At 44.4% G+C, this 14,716-nt stretch carries 9 protein-coding genes; 6 read left to right on the top strand and 3 right to left on the bottom strand.

Annotated features, from left to right (window positions below; all coding sequences use genetic code 11):
* Positions 1 to 73: 73 nt before the first annotated feature.
* Positions 74 to 1,420, bottom strand: a complete 1,347-nt coding sequence (gene nosR / locus ACNKW2_RS17335; RefSeq protein ID WP_419149674.1) for a response regulator c-di-GMP phosphodiesterase, NosR family — start codon at positions 1,418 to 1,420, stop codon at positions 74 to 76.
* 359 nt (positions 1,421 to 1,779) lie between these two features.
* On the opposite strand from nosR, the gene ACNKW2_RS17330 reads away from it, so the two are divergent.
* From ACNKW2_RS17330 to ACNKW2_RS17305, 6 genes are all read left to right on the top strand, one after another.
* Positions 1,780 to 4,896, top strand: coding sequence for a glycosyl hydrolase family 18 protein (locus ACNKW2_RS17330; protein WP_419149673.1), 3,117 nt, complete (start codon positions 1,780 to 1,782; stop codon positions 4,894 to 4,896).
* A 37-nt stretch (positions 4,897 to 4,933) separates the two neighbouring features.
* Positions 4,934 to 6,361, top strand: coding sequence for a lytic polysaccharide monooxygenase (locus ACNKW2_RS17325; RefSeq protein WP_419149672.1), 1,428 nt, complete (start codon positions 4,934 to 4,936; stop codon positions 6,359 to 6,361).
* Between the two features lie 45 nt (positions 6,362 to 6,406).
* A complete protein-coding gene (locus tag ACNKW2_RS17320; protein WP_419149671.1) occupies positions 6,407 to 8,875 on the top strand; it encodes a glycosyl hydrolase family 18 protein in 2,469 nt (822 codons plus the stop codon).
* A gap of 140 nt (positions 8,876 to 9,015) precedes the next feature.
* Positions 9,016 to 9,771 (top strand): substrate-binding periplasmic protein, encoded by a 756-nt coding sequence (locus tag ACNKW2_RS17315; protein WP_419149670.1) that lies wholly within the window; start codon positions 9,016 to 9,018, stop codon positions 9,769 to 9,771.
* A gap of 103 nt (positions 9,772 to 9,874) precedes the next feature.
* Positions 9,875 to 11,809 (top strand): RecQ family ATP-dependent DNA helicase, encoded by a 1,935-nt coding sequence (locus tag ACNKW2_RS17310; RefSeq protein ID WP_419149669.1) that lies wholly within the window; start codon positions 9,875 to 9,877, stop codon positions 11,807 to 11,809.
* Positions 11,806 to 12,975, top strand: coding sequence for an anhydro-N-acetylmuramic acid kinase (locus ACNKW2_RS17305; RefSeq protein WP_419149668.1), 1,170 nt, complete (start codon positions 11,806 to 11,808; stop codon positions 12,973 to 12,975). Before ACNKW2_RS17310 ends, ACNKW2_RS17305 begins: the two co-directional genes overlap by 4 nt.
* On the opposite strand, the gene ACNKW2_RS17300 is transcribed toward ACNKW2_RS17305, so the two are convergent.
* Positions 12,972 to 13,448 (bottom strand): hypothetical protein, encoded by a 477-nt coding sequence (locus ACNKW2_RS17300; protein WP_419149667.1) that lies wholly within the window; start codon positions 13,446 to 13,448, stop codon positions 12,972 to 12,974. The two genes, ACNKW2_RS17305 and ACNKW2_RS17300, sit on opposite strands and share 4 nt — an antisense overlap.
* A 121-nt stretch (positions 13,449 to 13,569) precedes the next feature.
* Entirely contained in the window at positions 13,570 to 14,649 is a 1,080-nt protein-coding gene (locus ACNKW2_RS17295; RefSeq protein WP_419149666.1) for a Na/Pi symporter, read from the bottom strand.
* Positions 14,650 to 14,716 lie beyond the last annotated feature (67 nt).

Genomic DNA, 14,716 nt, shown 5'->3' with positions numbered 1-14,716 from the left:
GGGTACTTGGATATTTAGGCGTTATTATCTGACACAGAATTTTGAACGCCCTCTTAAAATTGGAAAGACGCAATTATTTTCCCACCATAATCCTAAATGGAATTGGCTTTTGACTCTCAAGTTGCTTTAACTTATCGATGGATTTTTCGGTAAAAATATGCCCCTTAGGCAACAATAAAATACCTTGATTGCTATGTAGTGCAAGGCCAAGCTTCATGCCCACTTTAAGTTTATCCGTGGTTAGAATATCAATACTACCTACTTTTTCTGGCGCCAGCTCTTTGTTTTTGATTGCAGCTTCTAAGGCATCTACTACCTTCGGTGAATAGAAGCTGCCTTTATACGCCTTAATTAAATCAATAGCCGTTGTCGACTTTTCCTCATCACTACCCACTGCATTTTCAATATTATTGTAATAATCGCGAGCAACGGCAAGTATTTGTGAACCCGTTGGAATTTCTTGTTTCTTCAAGCCTTTTGGAATACCTTGGCCATTGTATTTTTCAAATTGATGATATATTGATTCAGACACTTCAGATAAATGCTGTGCTGGCATTAGCATAAGTTGAGCAATAGTAGGGTGGGTATAGTATATTTTCTTTTTTTCTTCACAAAGGCGCCGCGGACTCGATTTATACAATTCAGGGTCCATCGCTAATAACCCAACTTCAGCAAGATAGCCTGCCATCATGACTGTTTCCGTGGTTTGCTGACTGGCTTGAATGTTTTTACTTATAATACGGCAGAGTTGCGCTACGTTTTTTGCCTTTTTACCGTCTAAATACGGATTTGCATTAATAAAATTATATAACAGTTCAACCGTTGCTTTGTGTTCTTTCTTTTCTTTCTTATTGGCTTGCTCTAGCTGTGAGAGCACTTTTCTTATTTGCGCTGTGCGTTTTTGGACTAACTCTTCAAGGTTATTATTTAGCTGCTGTAACTCTTTGTTCTTCTCTTGGAGTTCAGTATTCAAGCTAATATTGTGTTGTTTTAATTGATATTTTTCCGCACACTCTTTAATTGTATGAAGCAGCAAAGTGTTATCCCAAGGCTTTTGAATATAGGCGTGGATTCCACTTTCATTAATTGCCTTTACGGTAGAAGCTAAGTCAGAATAACCCGTTAGTAGCACCCGTTGGGTATTCGGTTTTGCCTCTTTTACTAATTTTAAAAACTGAGCCCCATCCATTTCCGGCATCCGCATATCGCTTACAACTACATGAAAGTCCTCTTGCTTTACAGCATCAAGAGCCTCAGCAGCAGAAGTAAAAACGGTGGCTGAAATATTATGCTGACGAAAGAAACGAGCCAGTGACTTAATCACGTTCGCTTCATCGTCTAAGCACAGTACTTTGATATTGCTCTGAGCTACAGCGGTAGTTGCCTCAACTTGCAAGGTAATATCTCCTAAAATCAACATTCTAAATTTAGTCTAGTAGTTCGATAACACAAGCTCGTAGATGTAATTAATAGCCATAATAGGGTATTTCATTATTTTCAATAGCTAATTGTTATAAATAAGTAATACAACACCTTAACGATCACTGATCAGAGAAGTTGTCTGAGAATAGGTCGTGCAGAAAGCGCACTTTGAAGCCAGCTAATTAAATTATCTACATATTTATCAAGAAAATAAAAAAGGTGAAAGCTTGGTTTGAACACGGGGTTTGTTGACGTAAGCGGTAACATAAATACCAGTACATCTTGCCATCTTGAATTTTTATGTTAGCTTTATGTTGTTATTGTTAATATTTTAAAACAAAAGGTCGGAGGACCAAAATGACACAACAACATGTAAAGACAACTGCGGTGAGCGTTTTATCCAGTGCCATCATGGTATTGTTTGCAAGTAATGCCAATGCTCTCGATTGCGCCGGTATAGCTCCTTGGAATGCCGAGCAAGCTTACGTTAAAGGCGATACAGTTAAACAATCGCAACAAGCATTTGAAGCAAAATGGTGGACCAAAGATTCGCCCATTGAAAATTCGGGTCCCTGGGACAGTTGGAAAAAGATGGCCGATTGTGACAGCGCTGTCAATAATCAACCTCAATTGAATAGCCTTTTACCGGCGGACAAGAGCCAATTTAACCCCAATGACAGCGTTGCCATATCGGTTAATGCAACTGATAGTGATGGTCAAGTAGAGCAAGTTGAATTTTTTATTGATGGCAACTCCATAGGCATTGATAACACGGCGGACAGCCAGGGAAGATACGAGGTAAACTGGATTGCTTTAACAGGCTCTCATGTTGTCTCGGCTGTAGCCACCGACAATGATCAAGCAACCTCAAGCGAGCTGAGTCACCGTATTGAAGTAAACGCGGCAAACAATCAGTTGCCCACTGCGACACTGACTATCAATACTGACACCAATGTCGAAAAAGGAAGCGAAGTAACGGTACAGCTACAAGGTCAAGATCCTGATGGCAAAATAACCAAGCTAGAGTTATTTATCAATGACAACCTGGTGCTTGAAAGTACCGTTGCGTCGGCGACCTATAACTGGACAGCTGACACACTTGGGCTGTTCGATTTTAAACTAATTGCTCACGACAATAAAGGAGCGACACATCAAACAGTTCAACAGATAGAAGTTGTAAGCATCCCCCCCGTAACCAACCGCTGCGTGCCTCATGGGCTATATCAAACCCCAGGCACAACGCCCAATTATTGCAATATTTATGATCAAGATGGCCGCGAAAAAATGGCTGCAGATCACCCTCGAAGGGTAATTGGCTATTTCACAAGTTGGCGCACAGGTAAAAACGGCCAGCCTGCCTATTTGGTTGATGATATTCCATGGGGCAAAATCACTCATATTAATTATGCATTCGCGCACGTCAATGCCGACAATGAGCTTTCTATCGGCGACCCTAGTCGCCCAGGTAATCCCGCAACCAACATGACTTGGCCAGGCGTAACCGGCGCTGAAATGGATCCATCACTGCCATACACTGGCCACTTTAATTTATTAAATAAATTTAAACAGCAATATCCAGACGTTAAAACGCTTATCTCTGTGGGTGGTTGGGCCGAAACAGGGGGATTTTTTGATGACAATGGCCAACGCGTAAACAGTGGCGGTTTTTATACCATGACTACCAACGCTGATGGCAGCGTCAATGAAGCTGGGATCGATGCCTTTGTCGCAAGCGCTGTAGAGTTTATTCGTAAATATGGCTTTGATGGTGTTGATATTGATTATGAATACCCATCATCAATGAAGGATTCCGGTCACCCTGATGACTTTGCCATTTCAAACCCTCTTAGAAGTGCATTAAATGCTTCATATCATGTACTCATGAAACGGTTGCGTGAGGCCTTAGATAAAGCAGGTGAACAAGACAATACCCATTACCTGCTCACCATTGCGTCGCCTTCTTCAGGGTACCTTCTGCGTGGAATGGAAACCTTCCAAGTCACCAAGTATCTAGATTACGTCAATATTATGTCTTATGACCTTCATGGTGCTTGGAATCAACATGTCGGACATAACGCCTCACTGTATGACACCGGTGAAGACTCTGAATTAAAACAGTGGAACGTCTATGGCACCAAAGAGTTTGAAGGGATCGGTTACCTTAATACCGATTGGGCGGTGAAATATTTCCGCGGCTCAATCTCGGCAGGCAGGATTAATATTGGTATTCCTTATTACACTCGTGGTTTCAGAGACGTAACTGGCGGCACTCATGGTTTGTGGGGGCAGGCCGCTTTGCCTAACCAAGCAGAGTGTCCGCCAGGCACCGGAAGTGGTGACAAGAACAAATGTGGTAACGGTGCGGTAGGGATCGACAATTTATGGCATGATAAAAATGATTCTGGCCAAGAAATTCCGGCTGGTTCTAACCCACTCTGGCATGCAAAAAATTTACAACAGGGTATTGAACCCAGTTACCTCAATGTTTATGGCTTAAACCCAGACAGTAATCCTTCACATCAACTGATAGGGAATTATGAACGCCATTACGATAGCGTTGCTGTTGCCCCTTGGCTTTGGAATGCAGATAAAAAGGTCTTTCTTTCAATGGAAGATCAACAGTCGATGGCCACAAAAGTCGATTATGTCATTGACCAAGGGCTTGGCGGCATTATGTTTTGGGAGTTGGCAGGCGATTATGACTATGACGCTAACAACAATGAATATTTCATGGGTAGCACATTAACCACGCTAGCCTACGATAAGTTCAACCAAAATGGCGCCCCTTATAGTGTTATTCCTGGTAGCAAAGATTTTATTGTCCCGACTCAGGCAGTAGATGTTAGTTTCAATGCTAACAACTTCCCTTCTGGCGACGATAATTATCCCATCGCGCCAACCTTTTCATTTACTAACCACTCAAATATTGATTTATCGGGGGCAAAAATCAGCTTTGATGTCCCTGTCGCTACCTCAGCCATATTTAAATCCAATTGGAATGCCCAAGAGAAACTGGGTATGGCAGTAGAAGTCAACGGTTCCAATACCGCAGGCAACAATATTGGCGGCTTTGAAAATGAATTCCATCGCTTTTCGATTACCTTGGTCAACGAGTGGGGTGGGCAAGTGAAATCGTTTGCCCCGGGCGAAACAGTCAATGCTGAAGTGATGTACTACATGCCCATTTCCGGCCCACAAAACTTTGTCATTGAAAAGGATGGTAAACGCTACGCATTGGCTAGCGAGTATAAAGACTTACCAACGGCCCAGCCAGGTGATGATACTCCTACACCAATCACGTCATGCCAAGGAACCGCAATCAGTGACATAGTGATCTACCCAGAATTTCCACAGGGGACACATGCCTTGCAAGGCGATCTAGTCATCGACGGTAGTGGCGTTTATGAAGCCAAATGGTGGACCAACAAACAGCCATCAACCTCCACTGACTATGAAAAAGTATGCCGTCTTTAGCTCAAGGGGCCTCGGCCCCTTTCACCGGAGAAGCGTAATGAAAGTGATAAATAAGCCACTGTTTTTATTTAGTATATTTAGTAGCGCCATGATGCTTTCTACACAGCTTATGGCACATGGCTATATGGATTTCCCCAAGGCTCGGCAAGCCTATTGTCAACAACAAGGCGGATATTGGTGGCCAAAGGATGGCTCAAACATACCCAATCAAGCTTGCCGTGCTGCTTTTTTACAATCAGGCCATTATCCGTTTGTACAACATCATGAGTTTGCTAAAAATGTCGCTGATTACCATAGCTTGGCAGCAGTCAAGCGTGCCATACCGGATGGCACCTTGTGCGCGGCAGGCGATGTTAATAAAGACGGGATGAATTTACCCTCTCATCATTGGCAACGAACGCCCCTTGAGCCTGATGGCAGTGGTAACATCGAGGTGAGATTTCGCGCCACAACCCCACATAACCCAAGCTTCTGGCAGTTTTTTTTAACCAAAGCCGATACTGAAATCGGCACCAAAGCGCTTAATTGGCAAGACTTACAATTAATTGCTGAGCTCGGTGATCAAGAGGTCGTTCTCGACCCAAATGGCAACCGCTATTATGAAATGCAAGTGCCTATCCCTGCGGGTCGCACTGGCGACGCCATCTTGTATACCCGCTGGCAGCGTGAAGATGCAGCGGGAGAGGGTTTTTATAACTGCTCTGATATCACTTTAGTTGACCCAAGCATGCCTACCACATGGTTTGATTCCGGTTTCTTTATCAAACCGGGTCAACAAGCCGAGCCTGGTGATAGCGTATGGTTTCGGGCTTTTGATGCGTCAGGCGATGAGTTCATTAATACCAGCCTTGCCATTGATCAAAACAATCAAAACCAGTGGGTAACAAATTTCAGCCGTGTATTAACTGAGCGTTATGCCAATCAGCTGAAAATAGGCGTCAGAAACGAGGTCGGGGAAATTCATTTTGACTCAGATAATTTGCTCAGTAATGTGGTTTATCTCACCGAGCCAAACTTTACCGCCACACTCTCTGTAATTAAAGCACAAACTAATACGCCACCCGTTGTCGAGCCCATTGCGGATGTGGAATTAACTGCCAATGAGAGTATCACTATTGTGGCGCAAGCATTCGATGAGCAAAATGACCCTCTCAATTATGCTTGGCAACTGCCTGCTGAGCTGCAATTCACAGCAAGTGGTGAGCAACTCGTCATTACTGCCCCAACTCTAGAACAAGACACTCGTTATGACAGCACCTTAGCCGTCAGTGACGGTAAAAGCAGTTCAGAGATTACGTTTTCGGTCTTTGTTACCAGTCCTAACACTAACCCCCCAGCCACATGGCAAGCCAATAAAGTCTATGTTGCTGGGGATAAAGTGACATTTGAAAACGCAGTTTACCAAGCTAAGTGGTGGACGCGTGGCGAAGAACCAGGGGATGCCTTGGTATGGCAAGCATTATAACTAACCCAATGCGGGTACAACATGTAAATCAAAAAGGAAAACATTATGAAAATTAAACAACTCAGTTGCGTTATTAGCATAGCGCTACTTTCAAGCGCAACAATGGCGGCACCATCAACGCCAACCTTAGACTGGCAACCGCAGAAATACTCCTTTGTCGAGGTAAACGTTGATGCCATCGGTTCTTACAAAGAGCTCGTCAAGGCGAAGGATGCGGTGAATATTAATATTAAATGGAATGCCTGGAGCGGCGAGGGTGGCGATAGTTATAAAGTGTATTTTGATGACACCCTGGTCAACCAGGGAAACCTAGCACCAGGAACGAAAAGTGGCGTGATTGAATTCCCCTATACAGAGTCCGGTCGCCACACGCTATATCTAGAATTGTGTCAAGGTGAGACGTGCGCCCGCAGTGCAGGAAAAGAAATCGTTATCGCTGACACCGACGGTGGCCATCTTGCACCACTGCCGATGAATGTCGATCCTAATAATCGTGACAATGGCACCATTCCAGGACGTGTAACAGCAGCCTATTTTGTAGAGTGGGGAATTTACGGTCGCGACTTTGACGTCACTAAAGTACCGGCTCAGAACCTCAGTCATATTCTTTATGGATTTATTCCCATTTGTGGCGAGAACGAATCACTAAAAGCGATTGAAAATGGCAATAGCTGGCGCGCTTTACAAACTGCCTGTGCCGATTCTGACGATTATGAGGTGGTTATTCATGACCCTTGGGCGGCAGTACAAAAGTCAATGCCAGGTGTTGATGCAAAAGATCCCATCCGCGGGGTTTACTCACAATTAATGGCGTTAAAACAACGCTACCCTGAGTTAAAAATATTGCCGTCTATTGGTGGCTGGACACTGTCAGACCCGTTTCATGGCTTTACTGAAAAAGCCAATCGCGACACCTTTGTGGCCTCAGTGAAAGAATTCTTAACCACTTGGAAGTTCTACGACGGCGTTGATATTGACTGGGAATTTCCTGGCGGTGATGGCCCTAACCCTAATTTAGGCGATCCGGTCAATGATGGTCCAGCCTATGTTGCGTTAATGCAAGAGCTTCGTGCCATGCTAGATGAACTTGAGGCTGAAACGGGTCGTGAATATGAGCTTACTTCAGCGATTGGTGCCGGTTACGACAAAATCGAAGACGTAGATTATCAGCAAGCACAGCAATACATGGATTATATTTTTGCCATGACCTACGATTTCCATGGTGCGTGGAATAATGTAACTGGGCATCAAATCGGCATTTACTGTGGCTCTCATATCAGCACAGATGAGTGCAACGGCACCGGTGTTGATGATAATGGCGAGCCGCGAAAAGGGCCAGCTTACACAGGTGATAATGCCATACAACTGTTGTTACAACAGGGCGTACAACCAGAAAAACTAGTGATGGGCGTCGCCATGTATGGCCGCGGCTGGGAAGGCGTACTCGATAGTAACACTACCATCAGTGGTAACCCCATGACGGCCCCAGGTAATGGGCCACTGCAGGGTTCTTCTAGCGAGGGCGTCTGGGAACCGGGTATCATGGACTACAAAGCCATTGCAGCCAATGCAGTAGGTAGCAATGGTTCAGGTGTAAATGGCTTTGAAGTGGGTTACGATGAACAAGCCCAAGCGGCGTATGTATGGAACCGCAGTAACGGCAAACTTATCACATACGATAGCCCCAGAAGTGTGGTTGCCAAGGGTCAATACGCCAATACCCATCAACTTGCAGGATTATTTGCTTGGGAAATTGATGCTGACAATGGTGACATACTTAACGCCATGTACGACGGCCTAAGTGCAGGTGCAATCCCAAATCGTGCCCCTGTAATAGGGTTAGAAGGGCCATTTAGCATGGCCTCTGGCGAGACATTAACGCTCCAGAGTAACGCCACTGACGCCGATAATGATACGTTAACTTATAATTGGCAAGCTGAGACACCGCTGGTGATCTCCAGTAATAACGCAGCAGAAGTTACAGTAACCGCGCCGCAGGTTACTCAAGCCACCGATCTCAGCATGACACTGACCGTCTCCGATGGTCAAGCGAGCAGTGAAAAGCGCTATATCATCACCGTGCTTCCTGAAGGAAGTAACCAAGCACCCGAGGTGGCGCCAATATCAGATATCACACTCATTGCTGGGCAAACGGTCGTTGTAAATGCCACGGCAAGTGATCCCGATGGCGATGCCTTAACCTATGTTTGGCAAGCAGATGCTCCGGTTGCCATTTCTGGCAGTGGTAATGTGGTAGAGCTCACTGGCGAAGCAGTGGATGCCGATACCCAAGTCACCGTCAACGTTACCGTCAGTGATGGCAACCTTGCTACCACACAAAGCTTTGTGGTTACCGTTGAAAAGGCTCATAATAGCTACCCTACTTGGGACGCGGGCAGTGTTTATGTTGGCGGTGATAGAGTGAGCCATAATGGCGAAAGCTACGAAGCGAAATGGTGGACTCGAGGCCAAGAGCCTGGCACTGCTATAGTATGGAAATTACTCAGTGAGTAACTGCTTTAGCTTATAAAGTAGCAATCTCGGAGCCTGGCTGTGTCAGGCTCCTGCTTATCTGCAAACGTATTGTCATAAAAGCCTTTCCTTTTACCTTATTGTTCTTCTACTATTGTATATATACATTGGTTATCGGTTTTATGACTGCAGTGAAGTTATTTATCTGTTTAATTGCCACTCTAGCATTATGCTTTACCTACAAAGCGGTTGCGTGCAATAACGAAACAACGTTAAAGGTGGGAATAGGCTCTAGTTGGCCACCTTATGTAATGTATGGCGAACAACCGTATGGCATTGACGTTGAAATCACCAAAGTGGTCTTTTCTCAAGCAGGGTATTGTATTGATTTTGTTCCCTTGCCTTCTTCAGCCCGCGGTATCACCGAGTTAGAAAAGGGCGAGATCGATGTGTTACCTTCTGCCAGCTTTAATTTAGAACGCAGCAAAGTAGCGTATTTTTCCAACCCCTATCGCCGAGAGAAAATGCGCTTATTCAGTGCCAAAGTCATCTCACAAACTAGCACCCTGACAGAATTATTCTCATTGGGATTCAGTTTTACCGCAAACCCAGGGGCTTACTATGGTGAGGAACTTGAACAACTAAAGAAAATAGCTTGGTATGAAAAACGGCTATTTTTAATTTCCAGTTTAGACCGTCGCATCGAAATGGTTGCCAAAGAGCGAGTGGATTTTATGATTGAAGATCAGCAGGCTGGAAATTATTATATTAACCAATTAGGGTATAAAAAGATGGTTTTACACCCTTACGTAGTCAATGATAATGCCATACACTTTATGCTAGGTCGGCACCGCTTTAGTCAAGCTGAGGTCATACGCATAAATCAAGCAATTAATCGTGTCGAAGATGGCATTCCAGCTATCATAGAAAACTATTAACGATACCAAGCAACTCCTTTCCATGCATGTATACTGCTTGTCTAACGCTTTGCTGGTAAACGTTAAGTTGCTGTCACACACAAAGCCGTAATTAAGGTCTAGGATGAATCACACTCAAGCAATCGAGCACACATTAAAGCGGGTATTTGGTCACTCAAGCCTGAGGCAAGGACAACAACAGGTGGTCGAGTCTGTATTAAATCGCCAAAGTGCGATTGCAATTTTTGCAACAGGCGCTGGAAAATCGTTGTGTTATCAATTACCTGCTGTCATTTTACCTGGTACCTGTGTGGTGGTTTCTCCGTTATTAGCATTAATGCACGAACAGTGTGACTATTTAACTAACTTGGGGATCTCAGCGGCCTGCTTAGACAGTAGCCAGACTAAAAGCCAGTTGCAAGCGACTGAAGCTGCACTATTAAACGAGCAGCTTAAGGTATTATTTATTTCAGTGGAGTGCCTCAATAATCCTAGAACAAGACAGTTACTGCAACGAAGTGCTGTTTCCATGTTGGTGGTTGATGAAGCCCATTGTATCTCTGAGTGGGGACACAATTTTCGTCCCGATTATTTAAAAATCGCAACGTATCGCCAACAGCTTGGTATTGAGCAAGTATTATTACTGACCGCCACAGCGACCCATAAAGTCGCCAATGACATGGCTGATAAGTTTGCCATTAGTCACGAAAATATTGTTCGAACGGGTTTTTATCGCGAAAATTTACACCTAACTGCACTGGCCATCAGTGAAGCCGAAAAACTCAAATACACCATCCGTTTCTTAACCAAAGCCTCTGGCTGTGGAATTATTTACGTAACCCAGCAAAAGCAAGCTGAAGAACTTGCGCAAGTCATTGCTGCCAGTGGCTTTAAAGCCAGCGCTTTTCATGCGGGCTTAAACAGTGACACCAAAGCCCAGCTTCAAGCTGAGTTTCTCGCCGCCAGTGATATGGTCATTGTCGCCACTATCGCCTTTGGTATGGGAGTCGATAAGCCTGATGTGCGGTGGATATTGCATTACGATATGGCAAAATCCATTGAAGGTTATAGTCAAGAAATTGGTCGCGCGGGACGTGACGGTCAGACTGCTCATTGCGTTATTTTGTTAAATAACGAAAAGACCGCTATGTTAGAAAACTATATACATAGCAATAAAGTAGAGCATTACGCCATTAAAAAATTGTTTACTGCTATTTTTGCATCCGATGATGATTGCCACATCAATGAATACGACTATGCACGGACTTGTAATCTAAACCAATTGGTGTTGAAAACCCTGTTAGTACAACTCGAGCTCGAAGGACTAATAGAGATTAATTATAGTTATTTCAAAGACATCAGCATTGCCTTTACAAGCAGCAAAGAAAAGCTTTTAGCGCAGTTTGACCCCAATCGCCAAGCTTATTTACATCAGGTATTTAGTTGTTTTGACTTTAAAAAGAAGTGGGGCGCGCTGAACCATGCGCAATTGTCGCAACAGCAGATCCCCGAGCAAAAGTTACAGCAAACACTGGATTACTTATCCGAGCATGGCCTGATTAAAATTAAACTTGGGAAGTTTACCACCGTATACCGTAAACCCACGCCAGCGATTAATATCGATGCACTGGTAGAGCAATATTTGGCAACCACACAAATTAAAGAGCAAGGCGAACTGCAGCGACTGCGTTCACTGATGCAGTTTTTCCAAAGTAATAGCTGCTATCATTACTCCTTGGCACACTACTTTAAGGATGACAACGCCCCCGAACAATGCGGTCATTGTAGTGTCTGTAAGGGTAAAGTGGTGACCGTGCCTGTGATTGCAGAGCCAGATTTATCTATTGAACAAATCCGCCCAACTCTTCAGCATCTGCAGCACTATGCTCAACAATGTGATGTACCACTGACACGTCATCTAGCCACTTTGTTTTTACTCGGGTTACATTGCCCCTATTTTTCACGCTATAAATTTCGCCAATTAGACAACTTCGCCATGCTAGAAGGAATAAAATACAATCACGTGTTCGATTTAGTCGCTATGGAACTACCAGTATGAAAACCGATATCGAGACCCTAGCCACACTTGCCCAGAAACCCACTAAGGTTGTTTTAGGGCTGATGAGCGGCACTTCTCTGGATGGTTTAGACTTAGCTTTGTGTAAGATAAGCGGCAATGGAGTGCAAACTCAACTAGAACTGTTGCAGTTCCACACCCACAATTACAGCGAACAACAACGCCATACTTTGAGCCAATTTAGCTCAGTGGAGCAGGTTAACTTGGCTTCACTTTGTCAGTTAAACGCTTGGTTAGGACAATTATATTCCGACATTGTGCTGCAAACCCTCAAACTGTGGCAGATCAAACCAGAGGCTATAGACTTAATTGCCAGCCATGGCCAAACCATTTATCACCACCCTAGAGCTGAATTTGTTAGCGACACAAAAATGAATAGCACATTACAACTAGGAGACGGTGACTTAATCGCCAGTAATACGGGGATTATTACGCTCTCTGATTTTCGCCAAAAACACATAGCCAAAGGTCTTGAGGGAGCGCCATTAGTGCATTATGGTGATTTCTTGTTATATCAGAGCAAGGACATTGACAGGGTATTACTGAACCTTGGTGGGATTGCAAATTGCACCTTTTTACATAAAGGTGGGGATCTTGCTGACAGCCTTAGCAGCGACTTAGGCCCAGGCAATAGCTTAATCGATAAGTATTGCCTTCAATATTTTGATGTGGCCTATGATGAAGGGGGCAAACTGGCCGCGCAAGGAACCATAAACCCGGCCTTATTGCAGCAACTACAAGCACAGCCATTTTTTACTCAACCGCTGCCTAAGTCCACCGGTCCAGAACTTTTTAATCTGGATTTTATTGCACAAAACCTTACTAAGGTGGCAACACCAATCAGTCATCTCGATGTTTTGGCCACTCTAACTGAGCTTACTGCACGCGAAACCGCCAAGGCCATAACTCAACAATGTGACTCTGCAACTGAGCTTTACATAACTGGCGGCGGATTGCATAACCAGTATTTGATGCAACGACTCGAGGTTAACTTGCCAAGCAATATTGAAATCTGTGAGTTTAACCGCATCGCATTTGACCCCGATGCCAAAGAAGCGGCTTTATTTGCCCTGTTGGCTAACGAGACGCTTTCTGGTGATGAACAAGGCTTACCCTTTTCGATGGGTAAACTGTCGCTGCCCCGCTAAAAAACCGACAATACCGCACTAAACGCAGAATTGAAAAAGCGTTTCAGGCCAGAGGGACGCTTAGGTGCAGGCCTTGTAGAGGCTATGCTGTGGATATCACTGGCAAGACGTACATTGAACTCGACGGTGTTTTTGAGGAAATTGTTTAAGCCAAGCAAGTTAATTTGCATAACATACTCCCCAGCGCTTAACGCCGTAGCGATGTTTACGCTTAGTACCTTGCTTAAGTAACTTTCAGCGTCCACCTGGTAAGTAAGGGCGCAACTATTACCGCGAGCACCGCGCTTGGTGAGCACCAATTCTATGGTGTCTTCAATACGAGCATCAAAAGGTAACTCAATCACCACATACGCCGCGTTAGCTTGACTTTCTAGAGTCAAACATTCGTACGGCTGAACGGCACGATAACGGCCACGAGTCGCGGTCGCTAATTGCGCTGTGTTGAGGCTAAAAATGTCGAGCTTGTGGTTCATGGTGATCGTCTTAGTTATTCTAACAACTGCAATTATCGCAGCAATAAATTACAGAATTATGACTTTTAGCTTTTAACAATAAAAAAGCCCGCCTAAAGCGGGCTCAATCTAAAGCAATTAATTAACGTACTGCCAGCATAATTAAGCCAGGGAACACAAAGAATGAACCCAATACATAGGCAAGTGCCGCAGGCTTGTTACGAGAGCCAAGGTCAGCAATTTTCTCAGCAAGCGTCAGTGGGATCTCTCTTAGCAGTGGCAGACCATAAATAAAGGTCACGGCAAACACGTTAAACATTACGTGAACCAGTGCGATGGTCAGGGCCACTTCTGCTGCAGCGCCCGTAATAGAGGTGGCTGCTAACAGTGCAGTAATGGTAGTACCAATGTTGGCACCCAAGGTAAATGGGTAAATTTGACGAGTATTAAAAACACCACTACCTGCCAGTGGGATCATTAAACTGGTTGTAGTTGAAGACGATTGCACCATGATGGTCACTAGGGCACCAGAGCCAATACCAACGAATGGACCACGACCAATGGCACTATGTAATAACTCCTTAGCTTTACCAACCAAGGCTTTTTTCAGCAATTTGCCAAGGTAAGTAACGGCAAATAAAATCATCATGATACCGATGATCACCATGGTCACACCGGCAGCTGTTGAGTCTAAGAAGCTCACTGCATCTTTGACAACATTAACACTGGGTTTTACCAAAGGCTTGATGAAGTTATAGCTCTTCAGCGACAAATCGGCATCGCCAACAAATACGTGCGCTAGGCTCGATGCAAATTTCTCCAAAATACCGAACATAATTTCCAGAGGAAGGAAAATAGCCACTGCCAACAAGTTAAAGAAGTCATGAACGGTTGATGCTGCAAACGCGCGTTTAAACTCTTCACGACTACGAATATGGCCAATTGAAACCAAGGTATTAGTGATTGTTGTGCCGATGTTAGCACCCATAATCATAGGAATAGCAATACCAATAGGTAAACCACCAGCTACTAAGCCGACTATCACCGAGGTGACAGTAGAAGAAGATTGTACCAATGCGGTGGCCAGTGCACCGAGTAATAGAGCAACCACAGGATTGGTGGCAAAAGCAAAGATTTCTCTTGCGCCTTCACTACCGCCTGATGCCAGTTTAAAGCCACCGCTAACGGTGCCAACGGCGACAAGTACCAAGTAAACTAACATTGCAATAGCAAACGAGGGCGTTCAAAATTCTGTGTCAGATAATAACGCCTAAATATCCAAGTACCCA

Origin of the sequence: Pseudoalteromonas 'SMAR' (assembly GCF_048515945.1) — a bacterium.
Taxonomy (GTDB): domain Bacteria; phylum Pseudomonadota; class Gammaproteobacteria; order Enterobacterales; family Alteromonadaceae; genus Pseudoalteromonas.
Note: the sequence above shows the minus strand (reverse complement) of the source record. Positions and strands in the feature narration are given on the sequence as shown.

Coding starts and splice junctions, on each gene's coding strand:
- ACNKW2_RS17315 (WP_419149670.1), top strand. CDS start 9,016: ATGACTGCAGTGAAGTTATTTATCTGTTTAATTGCCACTCTAGCATTA.
- ACNKW2_RS17295 (WP_419149666.1), bottom strand. CDS start 14,649: ATGTTAGTTTACTTGGTACTTGTCGCCGTTGGCACCGTTAGCGGTGGC.
- ACNKW2_RS17310 (WP_419149669.1), top strand. CDS start 9,875: ATGAATCACACTCAAGCAATCGAGCACACATTAAAGCGGGTATTTGGT.
- ACNKW2_RS17305 (WP_419149668.1), top strand. CDS start 11,806: ATGAAAACCGATATCGAGACCCTAGCCACACTTGCCCAGAAACCCACT.
- ACNKW2_RS17320 (WP_419149671.1), top strand. CDS start 6,407: ATGAAAATTAAACAACTCAGTTGCGTTATTAGCATAGCGCTACTTTCA.
- ACNKW2_RS17325 (WP_419149672.1), top strand. CDS start 4,934: ATGAAAGTGATAAATAAGCCACTGTTTTTATTTAGTATATTTAGTAGC.
- nosR (WP_419149674.1), bottom strand. CDS start 1,420: ATGTTGATTTTAGGAGATATTACCTTGCAAGTTGAGGCAACTACCGCT.
- ACNKW2_RS17300 (WP_419149667.1), bottom strand. CDS start 13,448: ATGAACCACAAGCTCGACATTTTTAGCCTCAACACAGCGCAATTAGCG.
- ACNKW2_RS17330 (WP_419149673.1), top strand. CDS start 1,780: ATGACACAACAACATGTAAAGACAACTGCGGTGAGCGTTTTATCCAGT.